The organism is Bacillus sp. FSL K6-6038 (assembly GCF_038050455.1).
Taxonomy (GTDB): Bacteria; Bacillota; Bacilli; order Bacillales; family Bacillaceae_G; genus Bacillus_A; species Bacillus_A pseudomycoides.
In genome coordinates, this window is record NZ_JBBOUH010000001.1 from 2,149,675 (window position 1) to 2,167,195 (window position 17,521).

The window sequence follows — 17,521 nt, forward strand, 5'->3', positions numbered from 1 at the left end:
ATTGAAATATAGTTGCTTTTAGTAAAGTTTTGCAGTTAGCTATTTAAAAGTGTAAGTATATCTCTTTTAAATATAGCAGCTATTTCCGCTTCCTCTAATGAATCTCCCCATCTAAAAACTATATCATCTTTTGGACAAAGATGAATAGAAAGGTTAAAATAATCTATTTCATCTTTCCATTGGTTATATTCATTAAATGCTTTTCCGAAGATTCTGCTAATGTTTTCTTCCATAAGCATATCACTATTTTTACTTGAAATAATTGTAAATCTTTTAGGGTTACTAGAAACTATTTCAATGGCAGCTGGAAGTTCCTCAAGACAAAACTCTGCAATGCTTGAGTAGAAAGTTGTTCCTCCAACTTCCATTTCAACTTCTGAACCCTTATTAAATTTCTCAAGTTGCCATTTGGTTTGAAGAGCCTTCCATACCTTTCGGTATTTTTCAATCTTAGAGTTTTTGTCTTTGATTTCAATAGCTGCAAGCAAGTAGAATTTGTAGACATTAGTTAAATTATGTTTCATAAATACTTGCTTGATTTCAGTGCCACATACTTCTTTGAATTGTTTTTTTTCATCTGGGCTAAATAACATGGAGCCATTAACACTGAATACACTTAAATTTGGTAAATTACCGACTCTTTTGATTGCTTCATCCTTACTAAACCATTTATAGTATGAGAATGCATCTTCTTCTACTTCATTCCAACACTTCATTTTACCACCTCAATTTTAATAGTCATAATGATTTCCATGTACATCATTGAAATGTGATCCTCTATTTTGGGATGGATCATCTGGGTAAGTATGACCGCCTGAATGCTCTCTTATAATCTTACCATCTTTGAAATGATAGTCTCTTCCAGGTATAGGGTTTCCTCTTTTATCTACAGCTGGTGTAACCTTAGTTGGCTGTTCATTAACAGGAATACCGCTTGCTCTCTTAGCTTCGTTGAAAGCTCCACTTCTCTTAGCTCCTTTAGGAGTGAAATTTGGCGGTCTTTGTCCTTTTTCTGCTTTTACATAGTCTTTGTAGTTAGGTTTCCCTGTCTGTTTAACTCCTTCACCAGACCTATCAAAAGAAGACTGGAACCTTTGAAGAGTATCCTGAGCATTTTGAATTGATTTATTCAAAACAAACCCACCATGTCCAACAGCACCAAGCCCCGCCGCTGTAGCAACTGCATCTAATGGAAGAACAATTGGTGATGCTAACCCACCACTTCCTACTTCTGCGACGAAGGTTAAGAAGGCACATAGTACAGCAACTCCAGAAGCTCCAGCTATTAATATTCAAAAATACGAAACTCGTACATGGCGAAATGCATTCGTACACTATGCAGTCGATTGGAATGAAACAATCCAAATCGCTGATACAAAATACATCGCTTACGGTGGAGGACCTGGCGCGAATAAACGTTTTGTACATGTAGAGCTTTGCGAAACTACAGATTATGATAAATTTAAACGTTCATATGACAAATACGTGAAGCTACTAGCTAAAATTTTACGTGACCGCGGATTATCTGTAGAAAAAGGATTATGGACTCACTATGATGTTACGAAGTACCTTGGTGGCACAGACCATGAAGATCCACTTGATTACTTACGTAGTCACGGTGTATCAGAAGCTCAATTCCGCGCTAATGTACAACGTGCATACAATAATGGTGACGTTTCTGTTCCAGAGCAACCATCTAAACCAGCAGAAGTACCAACTGCAAATGTTGAAGGAGTTGCATATATTCAAGGTAATAATATAAATCTACGCAAAGGCCCAGATGCAAGCTACTCTGTTATTCGTCAACTAAACAAACCAGAAGCATACCAAGTTTGGGGCGAAAAAGATGGATGGCTAAACCTTGGCGGGAATCAGTGGGTATATAACAATCCTTCTTACATCAAGTTTGAGAAGAAAGAGCTAGTTAATTCGATTGTAGGAAAACGTGTTGTTTCAAAAGTGGACAACCTACGATTCTATGATTCTCCTTCTTGGCAGGATAAAGATGTAGCTGGCACAGTTGATGTAGGATTAGGATTTACCATTGATGCAAAAGTAACTGTCAATGGATTACCACAATACAAAGTTCACAACAGGAAAAGTAAGACATACTATGTAACAGCAAATGAAGCCTATGTATATGTGAAGTAATATGAAAAGCCAGTCCCTATTAAAGGAGCCGGCTTATATATTTGTTCATTTCATTATGCTTCATATGCCATGCTATCAGGAAAGTCTTCGTTTTTTTTAAGACAACGTACAATTCTAGTACATGCACAATCAAAATAATATTTTCTCATTGTTTCTGAGTCTACTGAAGCTTGCTCTAAATCATAAAACATTCTTTCTTTTTTATTATAATACATTTTCCCTACCTTATCGGGTAATTCAGAAGGGTAGTATTGATAAACGACAATTTCTTCATCTTCAAATTCTTTAGTCATTAATAAACATACAGCCATATATAATCCTCCTAATTTATTCTTTATCTATTTTTGGTATATCCCATGATCGACCGGATCTCACAGTAGCATCATGTGCTTCTCTATATGTTGTTTTAAATATTCCTTCAAATCTTGCCTCAAATACCTCATGACGAATTAAATCCATATCTTCTTTCAGAAACTCCCCACTTTCAAGTCGTTGCCATCCTCTAGCTATAGGATAATCGGGATCAAATCTTCCATAACGTGTATCTAAATGATGTTCTTTGAGAAATACGTGCTCTTTAGCTCTTCTTATATGTCTTTCATGTATTCCAGTATTTTCAGCTATAGCTTTAACATCAGTAGTCGATTTTCTTATTTGACTATACGCCTTTTCTGAATATGCCTCTCTACGGAAATATTCATCTACAGAAATACTACCATTTCTTCCGCCGGAATTAATATAAACTGAACGATCTACTTTCGATGCCTTTTTTGCTGTATCAGCAGCCTCGGCCGCTTTGGCAGTCATCTTAACACCTTTACCAACTTTAGCGAGTTTTCCGAATGGTGTAAGGCCGGCTACAGCCATAACACCTGCCCCAGCACGTTCCCACCCCGAAAGTTTTTCGCCGGTAGAGGGATCAACACCATCCCAAGCCCGACGAACATCATATCCACCACTTATTTCACCAGCTATATCTCTTGCTAATTTTTTACCACCAAAACCTTTTTCTTCTGATTCCGATGAAGGTCTACCATCAATTACATTACGGCTAGTGAAATTTTAACAAAGCCGACTCATATCACGTTGAGTCGGCTTTGTTTATTGTAATTTTATTTTTTACTTTTTAAAGCTTCTTTTAGTGTTTCAAGGGTCTGTTTTAACCATTCTATAGGTGTTAAGTTTAATGCTGGGTAATAAATATAAGTATTATATTTAATAAATTCCTCTTTTTCGCTATCAGTTAAATTACTGTTTAAAAATGAAAGTATATCATTTTTAGTATTTTCAATACAGATTTTAGTAACTTCCATTATAAATTCATTAAGGGCTTCCTCAGGCGATTCAATGTCTTGGTGAAATGTTCCTGCTAAAAAATCACCTAATTCTTCATAAGGGTTATATCTATCTTCCATATAAATTCTCCTCTACTTTACTGGATATCCTGTTATAATAAAACTTCCTTGGTTATTTTTTTCAAAACAATTATAGCATTTGCCACATCTAAAGCACTATTTGATCCTCTTTCGATATATCGTCCAATTATAGTATTACCTTTATATCTTAGCGGTAAAGTTAGTCTGCTATTAGGATTGTTTAACCACCTATTTATTTTTGCTATATTTTGCGGATTACCTAATACTTCATTAGCTATTCTCTCTGCTGTAGCTCTATCAGTGAAAGTTGATTACACTTATTTATCGTTTTATGTAATCTTGGAGTATACTACAGAGCTGGCTATCTCAGATTTACACAACGTAGAGCTATCACTACATTGGTTACTATATAGTTTTGATATGAGTTTAGCTAAAAAGGATCGCATCGAGGTCGGGGTTTACCTATTTAGCACACCTCTGAACATTACCTGTGAGTGTGTAACCTACGAGTAATAAAAAGCCAATTAGAATACCTTTAAATCACTTATATAGTGACCTAGAAGTTATTCTAATTGGCTTTTCTTGTTTAATACATAGGTCTGATTCGATTATACGTACTCAATTTCGCTGATAATTCTCTAGGAAAATAGCGTTAAAATGGACGTTAGCCCTTCCAAAAGTAAACGGCTTAAACTTCTATACGAAAGTAAATGTCGGTTGATATCCGCAGTATAAGGTGCATAATTTGAAAGGGTATACGTACTACATTACGGCTAGCGAAAATTATGTGAGTTGGCTTAGATAATTTGAAGGGAAATATAAACCTTGTCCACTAAGTTTATATTTATTTCGGATTTTCTTCTCTAAATTTTTTAACTGCATCTGTCCAAATAAGAATTAATTTCCTTAATTCTTTTGTATCTATTTTACACCAATCACCCATACCATCATCGGCAAGATTGTCATAAATACTCGTTTCTTCTTTTCGAATCTCAAGACCACACACATTACCACTTAATTCTGTATATTCGATTTCTTCATTTAATACAGCATCTATCGCATTTATTGCGTAAGATGGAGAGGCACCTTGAATATCAGACATCAAAAAAGTTGCTATTAAATATTTTTTTTCATCCTCCATTTTAATTATTAATGATTTATTGCCACTCTTAAATTGTATTGTATCAAATTGATATGAAATCATTGTTGTGTTCTCCTTTTTGATATTTAATATAAAGGGTATGCAGAAATTATCTTTCCGTCTCCATTAATATACATTTGAATTTCCATGCCATTTGGTAGATCTCCAACATAAGTATTACGAGTCCCTGGAACAAATTGTTTATTTCTATAGGCTTCATTAATTGCATTAACAATTTCTTGTGCATCCCAGTCTTTGGGAAAGAACGTTGATATTCCTCCATTTGATGTTTTAGGAACACCATTAACCTCAATTTCTGCTCTATATACACCGTATTGGTTTGGAGACGATTCTGTTCCAGGTATTGGTCTACCTGGCGAATTTGGCATAACTTCTGAATGGTATCCTACTGCTTGACCTCTTGCATTAATTTCTCCTTCAAAAACATGTTTTACGGCTCTATCATCCCTAAAATTCCCTGTATCTTTGAGATCGTCGATTGAATCAATAAATTTTTTAACTTTGGTCTCTTCACCTATAGTTATTTTTGTATCACTCTTCAAACCACCTCCACCACTAGCAAACTGATGGGTCGATAGCTTTTCTTCAGCTTGTTTAAAATCAGGTATATCAAATCTTGAACGTATATTATTTCCACCAGAGAAAGCATAAGAAACATCTTTCTTAAAAGATTGTAAAATTTCCGATGCTTGCTTCAATTCTTTTACTAGCGTTACGCCTTTAGCTAATGTACTTGCTCCACCTGCTCCTTTTATTCCTTTTGTGACCAGGCTTGCTTTACCTAGTCCTTTATCAGCGATTAGACCGATAGCTATTTGTGTTAATCCATAAGTAGTCCATTGTGTACGGCTCTCTGCATCGCCATCTATTATATCTCGTTTCATAGTACTTGAAAATGCATGCCACATATTTTTTGCCGTTTCATCCAAATGTAAAATCGCATATGTAACATTAATAAAAGTTCCTATATCCATATTCCTTATATCCATGTTACTTAAAGTTTCCATGGACTTGATTCCATCTTCAACAGCTTTCCCTGTTCCGATTACAGTACCATTCCACATCTTTTTTACCGTTTCGAACATTTTAACTACATCGTCTACCTTATCGTCCCAAGCCTTTCTAATCGGGGATTTTTCTTCTAGCCTACCGCACATTTCTCCATCTTTAATTGAATGGTCAGCTTTTCGGGGTTTCTCTTCTGTAATCGCTTGAATGGAAGCTGTCCACTCCATATTCAACCCTTGCGTACTAAATGTGCCACTTGCAAGACTAAACCCTTTGCCACTTTGCACTTCTGCAAGACCAGTAGCAATACTAGCTGCTAATTGAATTGCTGTACTATAGCTATTGCTAGAGGTCTGATTGAATTGATACAGATGATCTAACTTTTCTTGCAGTTTTTGCCTCATGACAGTAAAAAGATTCGCCATGGCGTCCATACTCGGGATTGGCATAGCTTGACTGACAGCTTCCATACTGGTTTTCATTCGGTCAATTTCTTTAATTTGTTCTAATATTTCTTGTTCGATTACATCTGTGGAAGCAACTTGTGATTGAAAATCACTTGGAAAAGCATCATTTTGACGAGTTAATTCTTCACACAAATAAATAATTCCTTGTGCTAAAGGAAGAAAGGCTTCTACAAAAAAAGCTTTTGCACTATCATATGTTTGCCCTTGCAAGACAGTATCGCTTGCGAAAGCTTCAATCGACTGAATGGCTTGTTCCATACCTTGAATGGTAGCGGTACATACAGCGTTCATACTTTGAGTTTGGCTTTGCACTTCTCCTAGATACATATTTAAACTCATGCATTGATCTCCCTTGCTAATTGTTGTTGCTGATAGGAAAGGTCGTTTTCTAAATCACTAAGGTCTCGTCTTTTTTTAAGCAACGTTTCTTTTTGGTTTTCCAATTCGAATGTAAGTTTTCGCTCAATGTGTTGTGTTTCTTGCCGCATATTCGTAAAAAAATGAGATAATTCTTTATCCCCATGCCAAGTTTCTAGAATTCGGTTAAACAAACGATTGCTTCGACTTTTCCATTCGTGAAAATCTGCTTCCGCTTGTTCCTGTGTTTGAATCGCAGATTGATTCCGGTCCAGTTCTACGAATACACTTCGTAATTTTTGATTTAATTGATTGATTTGTTTTTCAATATCTTGACTCATCTTTTTCCTCCTACCGTTTTACGTTTACGTAGGTTGTCACATTAGCGAAAAGTGTTGTGAAGTTCGTTATCCATTCTCTCAAATTCTTTAGCTACCGAATGAATATTATCGACCGCTTGTTGAAAAGCGGCGGAAAATTGTCTAGTCAAATCTAACATTTGTTGATTCGCTTCCTGCGCTTTGGAATTAACAGTTAGCGTAGTACGCGCCGCCTTTGTTATAGAACGATTTGTCGCACTTTGAATCGTATCTGAAGCGTTCCTCATTTGTGTAGCGATTTGTTGTGCGGTTTGAAAATTACTTTGAAATTGTCCCATCGCATAAATCCTTTCTATATTTCTATGAACGTATTAAGGAAGGGGAGTGCCTAGTATGTATGTCCATTATCCTACTGTTCTTCATAGGAACACTCCTGGAAAAATATTGCGAATTTAATTATAACAATAATTGGCTATGTGTTCCTTAAAAAATTCTTTTTTATTCTACATCCACAAATTTATTAAAGTGATTATAATATAAGGCTTATTGTGGTGATTTATGTTAAATTAACAATTATTAAAGTAAAAGTTATTTAATACGGTTCAATAAAAAATGATATTTTTTGCTCACATTTTGCTCACGAATGATATAAAAACGTGTGAAAAAATATGAAAGTTACTTTTAAAATAAAATATAACTTAACAAATAAAAAGTGCCATAAATGCTTGTTATACAAGCGTTTATGGCATTTTTATAGTTTTATATTACACAAAATGAACAAGCTTAAAACTGTTCATTCTTCTCCCAAGATTCCACAATGTAATGAGCAATTGTCGGATTAAATCCTTTTCCAACTAAGAACATAATTGCAGCAACCTCTGTCATTGCGTGTTGTTGAGAGGTATGTTTTGCTTCATTCATACCGTACTCTACCCATGGTTTTACGAAATCTAATACAGGTTTCTTTAACGACAAATAGTGTGTACCAACAACTTGTTGAATTTGTTGTTGTGTTGGTTCAGTGGGAATAGCTGTAGTAGGCCCTGGTGGCAAGATTTGTGGTTGAGTGGAATCTAATGTTCGTGCAGGTGGTGAAACACGTGTATCCTGGTATGGTTGATACATTTGTGGTTGCTGATATGGAGCTTGTTGAGCTACGTAAGGATTCTGTTGGTACTGAGTTTCCTGACCTGGTTGTGTTACGTAAGGATTTTGATGGTGTTGAGTTTCATGAGGTTGCTGAGTTGTATATGGATTTTGATGGTATTGAGCTTCTTGAGTTTGTTGTGCTAAGTATGAATTCTGTTGATATTGAAATTCTTGTTGCTCTGGTTCTTGTTCTTCAAACTGCTGCTCTTGATATCGTTGTTCTTGATTTTGAGGATAGTATGGTTGCTCTGGATAAGGGTATTTATTATTGTAGAACATTTTTATTTCCTCCTTCATGATCGTACGTACAAAACAGTCTATGGGCGGACAAGAAAATATGTGATGAAAAAATGAGAGCGTGTTACAATAAGAAATTGGGTGAAGATAAATGAAAAAACAAGAAAAAATACAAAAAACAGTTGCTTTTGTAAGGAATATTTTAGAAACAGATGCTAGTGGGCATGATTGGTATCATATTGAACGTGTACATAAATTGGCGCTTTCTTTGTCTGAAAAAGAAGGTGGGGATCGTTTTGTAATTGAGATGGCAGCTTTACTTCATGATGTAGCGGATGAGAAGTTAAATGAAAGTGAAGAAGCTGGTATGAAAAAAGTTTCTGATTGGCTAGAAGGATTGAATGTTACTGAAGAAGAAAATGAACATATCCTTCATATTATAATGAATATGTCATATAAAGGTGGGCATGGTGGCAAGGTAAGCACATTAGAAGGGAAAATCGTTCAAGATGCAGATCGTTTAGATGCACTTGGTGCAATTGGTATTGCCCGAACGTTTGCTTACGGCGGTGCAAAAGGACGTTTAATGTATGATCCGAACATTCCACCTCGAGAAGAGATGACAAAAGAAGAATATCGAAAAAATGATGATCCATCGTTAAATCATTTCTACGAAAAGCTTTTGAAGTTGAAAGATTTAATGAATACGGATGCTGCAAAACGAGAGGCTGAAATTCGCCATCGTTATATGGAAGAGTTTATAGAACAATTTATGAAAGAGTGGAATGCACAAATATGAAAATGCTAACAGTGGAAAACGTATCGAAATCATATGGAGATAAACCATTATTTGATGGACTATCATTTAGTATTGCAGAGGGTCAACGTGCAGGGATTATTGGAGTAAACGGTACAGGGAAATCTACATTATTAAAAATTATTGCAGGGGTAGAGATTCCAGATACAGGTGATATGACACATACGCGTGGTTATACAATTAGCTATTTATCACAGCAACCGGATTTTAATGAAAATTTAACAGTGCTTGAGCAAGTATTCCACGGTGATACGCCGCTAATTCGCCTTCTTCGTGAATACGAACAAGCGTTATTAAACATAGAAAAAGACCCGAGTAATGAAAAAGTGCAAGAACAATTATTTACAGTGCAGCAACGTATGGATGCGATGAATGCATGGGAAGCAAATGCGAATGCGAAGTCGCTTTTAACGAAACTCGGAATTACAGATTTCACTGCAACTGTGGGGAACTTATCTGGTGGACAAAAAAAACGTATTGCAATGGCACAGTGCTTTATTGAAACACCTGATTTATTAATTTTAGATGAGCCAACAAACCATCTTGATCATGAAACAGTGGAATGGTTAGAAGAATATTTAGCACGGTATACTGGAGCAGTTTTACTTGTAACACATGATCGTTATTTTTTAAACCGTGTTACAAATCGTATTTTTGAACTAGATAATGGTAATTTGTATAGCTATGAAGGAAACTATAGTACATTTTTAGAAGCAAAGGCACTTCGTGAGGAACAAGAATTAGCACAAGAATCAAAGCGCCAAAATCTATATCGCCGTGAACTTGCTTGGATTCGCCGCGGTGCGAAAGCTCGTTCTACAAAACAAAAAGCACGTATTCAGCGGTTCGAAGAGTTGAAAGAACAAGAAGGTCCAGCAGCGAAGCAATCTGTTGATATTTCACTCAGCGGGAGTCGCTTAGGAAAGAAAGTGCTTGAGTTAAAAGATGTAACGAAGAAATTTGGTGAAAAAACGGTATTACATAATTTTAATCATATTGTGAAACCAGGCGATCGAATCGGTATTATTGGGGCTAATGGTAGCGGGAAATCATCTTTATTAAATATGCTTGCAGGCAAATTATCACCTGACAGTGGTGAAATTGAAGTTGGACAAACTGTGAAAGTTGCTTATTATACGCAAGAAAATGAAGAGATGAATTTAAATCAACGTATGATTGAATATATTAAAGAAATTGCAGAAGTCATTCATACAACAGATGGTAAAGTCATTGGAGTATCCCAAATGCTTGAGCGTTTCTTATTCCAACCGCATTCACATGGAACACCACTTGGTAAACTATCTGGTGGTGAAAGAAGACGTCTGTATTTATTACGTCTTTTAATGGGAGAGCCGAATGTACTTCTATTAGATGAGCCGACAAACGATTTAGATACACAAACGTTAACAGTACTAGAAGACTATTTAGAAGATTTCCCGGGTGTCGTTCTTACGGTATCGCATGATCGCTACTTCTTAGATAAAGTAGTAGATGAATTATTTATCTTTACTGGTGGCGGAGAAGTTCGTGAATTCCTAGGAAGCTATAGTGATTACCTAGATATACAAAAGGCCCAAGAACTATTAGAAAAAGTAGAAGTACAGAAAGAAAAGAAAGTGGAAGAAGCTCCAAAGCAACAACGTAAACGTAAACTTTCCTATCACGAACAACGTGAATGGGAAACCATTGAAGATACGATTGCTGGGCTTGAAGAGAAGCTTGAAACGATTGGAGAAGAACTTGCGAATGTAGGTTCTGATTTTACAAAAGCACAGGAGCTTTCTGAGGCGCAGCAGCAAACAGAAGAAGAACTGGAAAAAGCAATGGAACGCTGGAGCGAACTGTCTGACATCGTTGAAGGTTTAAAATAAAAACAAGCTGCATATATTGAAATGTAAAGAGAAAAACTTTACACTATTGGTAGAACATATTTTAGGAGGGAAAAAATGAGAACATCTAATCCAATGTTGAAAAAAGAAACCTTTCGTAAACAGGGAGCAAGTACGTCTGCGATGACAATTGGCGGAGCTGTAGGCAAAACATTTATTATGCTTGTCTTGCTTCTTGCAACGTCTGTCTATTCATACATACAGATGTATACGGGGAAAATGCAAATGCCAGTTTTAATTGGAGCATTAATTGTGGCTGCAATTATCGCATTTGCGGCTATCTTCTTCCCGAAAATGGCGCCTATTACGGCACCTATTTATGCAGCTGTTGAAGGGATTGTCTTAGGAAGCATTTCAGCAGTATATGCGATTCGTTTTGACAACTCTATTATTTTAAATGCTGTATTACTAACAATTTCAATTTTATTTGCAATGTTAGTTTTATACGCAACTCGTGTTGTAAAGGTAACGGATAAGTTCCGTACAGGCATAATGGCCGCAACGCTTGGGATTTTGGTTATGTACTTGATCGTTTTTCTATTAAACATGTTTGGTGTTACTGTTCCGTATATTCACCAAGGTGGAACAATTGGCATCATCATTAGTGCAGTTGTGATTATCGTTGCTGCATTAAATCTATTACTAGACTTCGATTTAATCGAAAATGGCGCACGTAGTGGAGCTCCAAAATATATGGAGTGGTACAGTGCGATGGGTCTAATGATGACATTAGTATGGTTGTACTTAGAAATTCTTCGTTTCGTTTCTTACTTTGCGAAAAATGACTAATTGAAAGAAATCCTGCATGTTTGAAACATGCAGGATTTCTTTTTGTGTTTTTTTAGATTCAAAGTGATGATTTCTTTTTAGAAATATATTATTTTGCATTTTTTACCTATCTTCTATTTTTTTCTACAATAAAGAAAAAGATATGAGGTGGTATAAATATGATGAATCGAGTTGTATTAATCGGAAGATTGACAAAAGATCCAGAACTATACTACACAAAGCAAGGGATTGCTTATGCACGTATATGCGTTGCGGTAAATAGAGGGTTTCGAAATAGCCTAGGAGAGCAGCAAGCAGACTACATTTACTGCGTCGTCTGGAGAAAATCGGCTGAGAATGTATCAGATTATTGTCAAAAGGGATCGCTTGTTGGGATTACAGGTCGTATTCATACGAGTAATTATGATAGTGAACAGGGGAAAAGAGTGTATAAAACAGAAGTTGTGATTGAAAGAATTACGTTTTTGGAGCGGAAGAAAGAGGAAGCTTCACGGTAGAGAAAGGAGGTATAAACAAAAACTTGGTGTAATTACCAGATAACTATTATTTTTCATTAATCCCTTCCTATAAGTAACTGTCGAGAGATAAAAATATCGTTTTTGGGATGCTTCAAAATCTTAGATTAGTGGGCATATGAGATGATTCCTAGTAGAGAAAATCTAAACCCCTTGTTCAATATGGACAAGGGGTTTTTGTTCAAAGAAAGTATAACTTTTCGATTGCTTTTGCAAGATGTACTGGCGGAAAAAATGACATACGTAGCCAAAACTTTAATTGTTCATTTTTTGAAAAAGATCGACTTTCAATTGTAGTAGCCTGTATAAATCTTTTTCAGGATTTTGTGAATCAATTTTACTTAAGTATTGAAGTTTTGAAGCTAGTTCAGTTTCTTTTGTATCATGTAACACATGAAGAAAAAGGTCATCTTTTCCTTTAAAATGTGTGTAAATGGATTGCTTTTTCATGCCGGCTTTTTCAGCTATTAAAGAAAGGGGTGTTCCTTCATAACCATGAATTGTGAAATATTTTAGAGCTGCATCCTTAATTTTATTACTGTTCAATAAAATCACCTCAAATTTTACGAACGTTCGTCAGTTATATTAGCGAATTAAATAAATGTATGTAAGCGGAAATTATATTTTGATATCTAAACAAATAATTTTAAAGATTTATATTCAATCTAATTAGGAAAAACTTTAAAAGAAGGGGAAAGGATGTTAGGAGGCGAATGGCATCTGCCCGTATTGTTGTTATTTATATGGTGTCGAAGGGTACGGTTTCTTAAATATAAAAAGAGTGCATTCTAAGAAGAAACAATATTGCATTAAAATTTTAGCTCTTCACTTCGTTTTATATACATCGTAATGTGGGTCTAACCTGGAATAGGTCTTAAGTCTGATTTGAAAACGGTTCTTAAGCTCGTTATGGAAAACTAAAAAAATAGTTAAGATAAGAGTATCAAATCGAAGGGAGGCAAGCACAAGATGAAACAATTTCTAACGTTTATCGCAGCCGGTATTTTGGCTTTAATTGCTCTTGGTAGTCTTGCTGGTATTGTAGGATTCGCAATTGGAGCAGGGATTGCGTACTGGAGCTATAAATCATTTGTGCGAGCACAATCATTTTTTGGAAAGTTAGCTTGGGGTATTTTTGGTTTAATCGGCTTGTCAATCGCCCTTTCTCATTCCCCAGCATTGATCGGTATTGTAGCAGTAGTAGTGCTATACTACGGATACCGTGAGTGGAAAAAAGAAAAAGATGTCGTGGTTGATTCTGCTTCAGAAAGTTCTAAACGATATAGCAACTTTGAAGATGAGTGGAACAAGTTAATGAAAAACTAATATAAAATAACTGAAATCATAAAGTAGAAGAGAGGAAGATTAGAATGAAACAATCTTTATTCGGACGTGTACGCGATGCAATTTTAGCAGATTTTCATAATGTATTAGATGAGAAGGAAAGAAAAAATCCAATCGCTATGTTCAACCAATATTTACGCGATAGCGAGCGTGAAGTAACAAAGATTGAGAAATTAATCGAGCGTCATAAAACATTAAAATCTAACTTTGCTCGTGAACTTGAGCAGGCTCGTTATTTCGTAAATAAGCGATCAAAGCAGGCGATCATTGCACAAGAAGCAGGAGAAATGCAATTGCATGAACGTGCAGTAGAAGAAGTAGCATACTATGAAGGGCAAGTATCACGTTTAGAAGAGATGTATGCAGGTGTAGTGGAGCAAATTGATGAGTTAGAACGCCGTCTTTCTGAAATGAAAAATAAGCTAAAAGAAATGAATGCAAAGCGTATGGAATTGATGGCACGTGAAAATATGGCCCATGTGAACCGTCGTATGAATACGGCTCTTCACAAAATGGATGAGAACAACCCGTTCTTACGATTTGAAGAAATTGAAGATCACATTCGTGATTTAGAGCTTCGCATGAATGAAGATCATGAACGTGATACATTTGATATGAAAATTGCAAAACTTGAGCGCGACATGAAAGAAAAGGATGAAGTATCTTTAACAAAATAATTGTAGTGCCATCATAAAATGAGTTTATGGTGGTAGAAAAAAGGTGTTGCAAAGCAATACCTTTTTTTATTTATCCCGTATTAACGGGCAGTAAGACCCTCATCCTAAGATTCAGCGAAAGCAAGGAAGGTAGGGGCTGTTTAAAGTTATTATCAATCTACCTTTTTTGAGCGGAAGAGAGAAGGAACATGATACTAAAAAGGGGTATATCAATAGGGGCAGTTGTTACATGATATTCACCAATTCTATTAAGACTATAATTGTGATTAGAAAAAGCAAGCGTCTCAGTAGGAGTATAGCGATAGAACATGTTACAATACAGCTAAGAACAAGCAATAAAGGAGAGTTTATTTACGTGAAGATTAAAGCAATTGAACCGACGCCAAGTCCAAATACGATGAAAGTTATCTTAAATGAAGTGTTACCATCAGGAGCACGTAATAATTATACAAACGAAAATGCAGAACAAGCACCAGAGCAAGTGCAACACATTTTAAAAATTGAAGGTATTAAAGGTGTATATCATGTTGCGGACTTTCTAGCAGTAGAGAGAAATGCGAAGTATGACTGGAAAGTACTTTTGCAACAAGTTCGTGCTGTGTTTGGAGAAGAAGTCACTGAAGAAGATGAGAGAGAGCAACTTTCACATTTTGGTGAAGTGAAAGTATTCATTCAAATGTTCTTTACGATTCCGATGCAGGTGAAATTAACAGATGGAACAACGGAAGAACGAGTGGGCTTACCAGACCGTTTTAAAGAAGCAATTATGAAAGTGCAAATGTCTGCACCTAACGTTGTGAAAGAGCGTAAATGGGTAGAACAAAGTACACGTTATGGGAATTTTGAAGAAATCGGAAAAGAAGTTGTGGAAGAAATTATCGCTGCTTATCCAGAAGACCGTGTTGAAAAAACTGTAAAAGAATTATTAGATCAAGCGGGTGCTAAAGAAGTAACGATTACAAAGCGTGAACCATATAAAGTAACAGAAGAAATGATGGCGGATCCTGATTGGAAAAACCGTTATGCAGCGCTTGAGCAAATGGATCCAACAGAAGAAGATATTCCTGTATTGAAGAAAGCGCTAGAAGATGAGAAAGTATCTATCCGTCGTTTAGCAACAGCGTACTTAGGTATGGTAAAAGGTGATGAAGTATTACCGTTACTGTATAAAGCTTTACTAGATCGTTCTGTAAGTGTACGCCGCACTGCGGGTGATTGCTTATCAGATGTAGGAGATCCAGCAGCGATGTTTGTTATGATTAAAGCACTTAAAGATCCAAGTAAATTGGTGCGTTGGCGTGCGGCGATGTTCTTATTTGAACTTGGTGATGAAAGTGCAATTCCAGCACTACGCGTAGCGCAAGATGATCCGGAGTTCGAAGTAGCAATGCAAGCTCGTCTAGCATTAGAACGTATTGAAGGCGGAGAAGAAGCGAAAGGATCTGTTTGGAAACAAATGACGGAGTCTCGCAAAGGAGAATAATCATATGATCGTTTTCTATGATAGTAGGTGTCCGATGTGCACGGCAGTCGCAGAGCGTACAAAGAAGCTTGATAAAAAAGATACGATGAAGTTTACCTCTTTTCGTGATAAAGATGTTGTAGAGGAGTATCAACTTTCTACAGAGTTACAAGAGAAGATGGAGCAAAGACTTTACATTTTAAAAAATAACAAATGGTATGACGGGATTGGTAGCGTATATGTTTTAGCAAAAGCTGTGCCGTCATACTGGTTTGTGGTTCCTTTTATCAAGTTATCTATTTTACTTGGATTTGGAAATAAAGTGTATGATTATATTGCAAATAGAAGAAAACTTGTACCAGTTGGTCACTGTCGTGAACGAGTTTGTGAAATTCCATCAAAAAAATGATGGTAACGCTATCTTTCTTTTGCACCTATTATAAGAGCGTGATATGATGAATTTGGAATGAAAGTTGAAGGAGAGATTACAAGATGTCAAATGCATACGAAGAATATATGCGTCAAATGGTAATTCCAATGCGTCAAGAGTTAGTGCGTGCTGGATTTGAAGAATTAACTACAGAAGAAACTGTAAAAGAATATATGGAAAATGCGACAGGTACAACATTAGTTGTCGTAAACTCTGTTTGCGGATGTGCAGCTGGTTTAGCGCGTCCATCAGCTGGTCAAGCGGTTGTACGTTCCGAAAAACAACCAGACCATCTTGTAACTGTATTTGCAGGACAAGATAAAGACGCAACAGCTACAATGCGTGAGTACTTCGGAGATATTCCTCCATCTTCACCATCTATGGCGTTACTAAAAGGAAACGAAGTTGTTCACTTCATTCATCGTCATGAAATTGAAGGAGCAACAATGGAAGAGATTATTAATAACTTAGAACAAGCTTTTGAAAAGCATTGCTAAAAAGGGGGAGTGATTCTCCCTTTTTTCTTTATATATTGAGGTGAAAAGATGATTGTAACAACAGCAGGACGAACGAATAAGGAAATGATAACATATGCAAAAGAGGTAGCGGAAGAATTACAATGCTCTTTTGTAGTACGGAATGATATATCGGTATACAAGCTACATGAGCAGTTTGAACAAGATGTACTCGTTGTAGGAAAGAATCGATTAGCAATTTATCCAAAAGGTACAGAAGAATCGTTCTTTTTCCATCCTAATTCTGCAATGTTTCGTGTGAAAAGATTAATGAGGGGAGAACATGATCCATTTGTACAAGCTGCAAAATTAGAAAAAGGAATGACGGTGTTAGATTGTACGCTCGGTATGGCATCAGATAGTATTGTTGCAAGCTATGTTGTTGGAGAAGAAGGAGCTATAACGGGGCTTGAGGGGAATCGTTACATGGCTTATATAATGAATAAAGGTTTAAAGCAGTGGTGTGCGGGTATTTCAGAAATCGATGAAGCAATGCGTAGAATTAGAGTGAAGAAAACTGAACATTTTGATTTCTTAAAGCGCTGCGAAGACAACTGTTATGATGTTGTTTATCTGGATCCAATGTTTGAAGAAACGGTAATTGAATCAGATGGGATTCGTGGCTTAAAACACTTTGCTTTGTATAATGATGTCACAGATGAAACAATTGCAGAAGCAAAGCGTGTTGCTAGAAAACGTGTTGTCTTAAAGGATCATTTCCGTAGTACACGATTTGAGCGACATAACTTCTTAGTATATAAGCGAAAAAGTGCGAAATTTCATTTTGGTGTAATTGAACCTTGCTAATTATTTGAAAAGATGTATAATAAGCAATAATCAATTATATATGATGTCG

21 protein-coding genes, 2 pseudogenes and 1 other annotated feature (1 of these 24 cut by a window edge) are annotated in these 17,521 nt (G+C 36.1%); of the genes and pseudogenes, 11 read left to right on the plus strand and 12 right to left on the minus strand.

Going from position 1 to position 17,521, the window contains the following annotated elements:
• Positions 1-35: 35 nt before the first annotated feature.
• On the minus strand, positions 36-716 hold the full coding sequence (locus tag NSQ40_RS11125; protein WP_258248458.1) for a hypothetical protein: 681 nt from the start codon (positions 714-716) through the stop codon (positions 36-38).
• Positions 717-731: 15 nt separating this feature from the next.
• Positions 732-1,217, minus strand: a pseudogene (locus NSQ40_RS11130) (HNH/endonuclease VII fold putative polymorphic toxin); the annotation flags it as partial.
• Here NSQ40_RS11130 and NSQ40_RS11135 point away from each other — a divergent pair.
• Positions 1,201-2,151, plus strand: a complete 951-nt coding sequence (locus tag NSQ40_RS11135; RefSeq protein ID WP_050775681.1) for an N-acetylmuramoyl-L-alanine amidase — start codon at positions 1,201-1,203, stop codon at positions 2,149-2,151. The pseudogene NSQ40_RS11130 and the gene NSQ40_RS11135 overlap by 17 nt on opposite strands.
• A gap of 53 nt (positions 2,152-2,204) precedes the next feature.
• On the opposite strand, the gene NSQ40_RS11140 is transcribed toward NSQ40_RS11135, so the two are convergent.
• From NSQ40_RS11140 to NSQ40_RS11180, 9 genes and pseudogenes are all read right to left on the minus strand, one after another.
• Positions 2,205-2,462, minus strand: a complete 258-nt coding sequence (locus NSQ40_RS11140; RefSeq protein WP_003203822.1) for a hypothetical protein — start codon at positions 2,460-2,462, stop codon at positions 2,205-2,207.
• 16 nt (positions 2,463-2,478) lie between these two features.
• A pseudogene (locus NSQ40_RS11145) lies at positions 2,479-3,186 on the minus strand (pre-toxin TG domain-containing protein); the annotation flags it as partial.
• Positions 3,187-3,263: 77 nt separating this feature from the next.
• Complete coding sequence (locus tag NSQ40_RS11150) at positions 3,264-3,566, minus strand: contact-dependent growth inhibition system immunity protein (protein WP_003203825.1); 303 nt, start codon at positions 3,564-3,566, stop codon at positions 3,264-3,266.
• Between the two features lie 32 nt (positions 3,567-3,598).
• The gene (locus NSQ40_RS11155) at positions 3,599-3,805 is read right to left on the minus strand and encodes a hypothetical protein (RefSeq protein WP_239500048.1); all 207 of its coding nucleotides are present in this window, start codon (positions 3,803-3,805) and stop codon (positions 3,599-3,601) included.
• A 566-nt stretch (positions 3,806-4,371) separates the two neighbouring features.
• Positions 4,372-4,731, minus strand: coding sequence for a hypothetical protein (locus tag NSQ40_RS11160; RefSeq protein ID WP_224796129.1), 360 nt, complete (start codon positions 4,729-4,731; stop codon positions 4,372-4,374).
• A gap of 23 nt (positions 4,732-4,754) precedes the next feature.
• The gene (locus tag NSQ40_RS11165) at positions 4,755-6,503 is read right to left on the minus strand and encodes an EndoU domain-containing protein (RefSeq protein ID WP_341286110.1); all 1,749 of its coding nucleotides are present in this window, start codon (positions 6,501-6,503) and stop codon (positions 4,755-4,757) included.
• Positions 6,500-6,862 carry a DUF3958 family protein gene (locus NSQ40_RS11170; protein WP_098114752.1) on the minus strand — a complete coding sequence of 121 codons (363 nt, stop codon included), beginning with the start codon at positions 6,860-6,862 and terminating at the stop codon, positions 6,500-6,502. The genes NSQ40_RS11165 and NSQ40_RS11170 overlap by 4 nt, the downstream gene beginning before the upstream one ends.
• Positions 6,863-6,903: 41 nt before the next feature.
• Entirely contained in the window at positions 6,904-7,179 is a 276-nt protein-coding gene (locus NSQ40_RS11175; protein ID WP_097787294.1) for a TIGR04197 family type VII secretion effector, read from the minus strand.
• Positions 7,180-7,624: 445 nt separating this feature from the next.
• The gene (locus tag NSQ40_RS11180) at positions 7,625-8,269 is read right to left on the minus strand and encodes a hypothetical protein (protein WP_097795835.1); all 645 of its coding nucleotides are present in this window, start codon (positions 8,267-8,269) and stop codon (positions 7,625-7,627) included.
• Between the two features lie 109 nt (positions 8,270-8,378).
• Between NSQ40_RS11180 and NSQ40_RS11185 the strand changes: the two genes are divergently transcribed.
• The 4 genes from NSQ40_RS11185 (at position 8,379) to NSQ40_RS11200 (ending at position 12,219) form a co-directional block, all read left to right on the plus strand.
• The gene (locus NSQ40_RS11185; RefSeq protein ID WP_040119477.1) at positions 8,379-9,026 is read left to right on the plus strand and encodes an HD domain-containing protein; all 648 of its coding nucleotides are present in this window, start codon (positions 8,379-8,381) and stop codon (positions 9,024-9,026) included.
• Positions 9,023-10,915 carry an ABC-F family ATP-binding cassette domain-containing protein gene (locus NSQ40_RS11190; protein WP_097787297.1) on the plus strand — a complete coding sequence of 631 codons (1,893 nt, stop codon included), beginning with the start codon at positions 9,023-9,025 and terminating at the stop codon, positions 10,913-10,915. The genes NSQ40_RS11185 and NSQ40_RS11190 overlap by 4 nt, the downstream gene beginning before the upstream one ends.
• Positions 10,916-10,990: 75 nt before the next feature.
• The gene (locus NSQ40_RS11195) at positions 10,991-11,722 is read left to right on the plus strand and encodes a Bax inhibitor-1/YccA family protein (RefSeq protein WP_003197270.1); all 732 of its coding nucleotides are present in this window, start codon (positions 10,991-10,993) and stop codon (positions 11,720-11,722) included.
• Positions 11,723-11,880: 158 nt separating this feature from the next.
• Positions 11,881-12,219, plus strand: a complete 339-nt coding sequence (locus NSQ40_RS11200; RefSeq protein ID WP_003207079.1) for a single-stranded DNA-binding protein — start codon at positions 11,881-11,883, stop codon at positions 12,217-12,219.
• Between the two features lie 273 nt (positions 12,220-12,492).
• On the opposite strand, the gene NSQ40_RS11205 is transcribed toward NSQ40_RS11200, so the two are convergent.
• Entirely contained in the window at positions 12,493-12,783 is a 291-nt protein-coding gene (locus NSQ40_RS11205) for a TetR/AcrR family transcriptional regulator (protein ID WP_258248459.1), read from the minus strand.
• 423 nt (positions 12,784-13,206) lie between these two features.
• Here NSQ40_RS11205 and NSQ40_RS11210 point away from each other — a divergent pair, with 423 nt between their 5' ends.
• The 6 genes from NSQ40_RS11210 (at position 13,207) to NSQ40_RS11235 (ending at position 17,472) form a co-directional block, all read left to right on the plus strand.
• Positions 13,207-13,563, plus strand: coding sequence for a lmo0954 family membrane protein (locus NSQ40_RS11210; RefSeq protein WP_003197275.1), 357 nt, complete (start codon positions 13,207-13,209; stop codon positions 13,561-13,563).
• Between the two features lie 44 nt (positions 13,564-13,607).
• Positions 13,608-14,258 (plus strand): PspA/IM30 family protein, encoded by a 651-nt coding sequence (locus NSQ40_RS11215; RefSeq protein WP_098102102.1) that lies wholly within the window; start codon positions 13,608-13,610, stop codon positions 14,256-14,258.
• Positions 14,259-14,613: 355 nt separating this feature from the next.
• Positions 14,614-15,741, plus strand: coding sequence for a conserved virulence factor C family protein (locus NSQ40_RS11220; RefSeq protein WP_003197279.1), 1,128 nt, complete (start codon positions 14,614-14,616; stop codon positions 15,739-15,741).
• 4 nt (positions 15,742-15,745) lie between these two features.
• Positions 15,746-16,129 carry a thiol-disulfide oxidoreductase DCC family protein gene (locus NSQ40_RS11225; protein ID WP_033796106.1) on the plus strand — a complete coding sequence of 128 codons (384 nt, stop codon included), beginning with the start codon at positions 15,746-15,748 and terminating at the stop codon, positions 16,127-16,129.
• 83 nt (positions 16,130-16,212) lie between these two features.
• Complete coding sequence (locus tag NSQ40_RS11230) at positions 16,213-16,647, plus strand: BrxA/BrxB family bacilliredoxin (RefSeq protein WP_003197283.1); 435 nt, start codon at positions 16,213-16,215, stop codon at positions 16,645-16,647.
• Between the two features lie 48 nt (positions 16,648-16,695).
• On the plus strand, positions 16,696-17,472 hold the full coding sequence (locus NSQ40_RS11235; RefSeq protein WP_003197286.1) for a class I SAM-dependent methyltransferase: 777 nt from the start codon (positions 16,696-16,698) through the stop codon (positions 17,470-17,472).
• A gap of 40 nt (positions 17,473-17,512) precedes the next feature.
• Positions 17,513-17,521 (plus strand) — a binding site (T-box leader) (it continues 206 nt past the right edge of the window).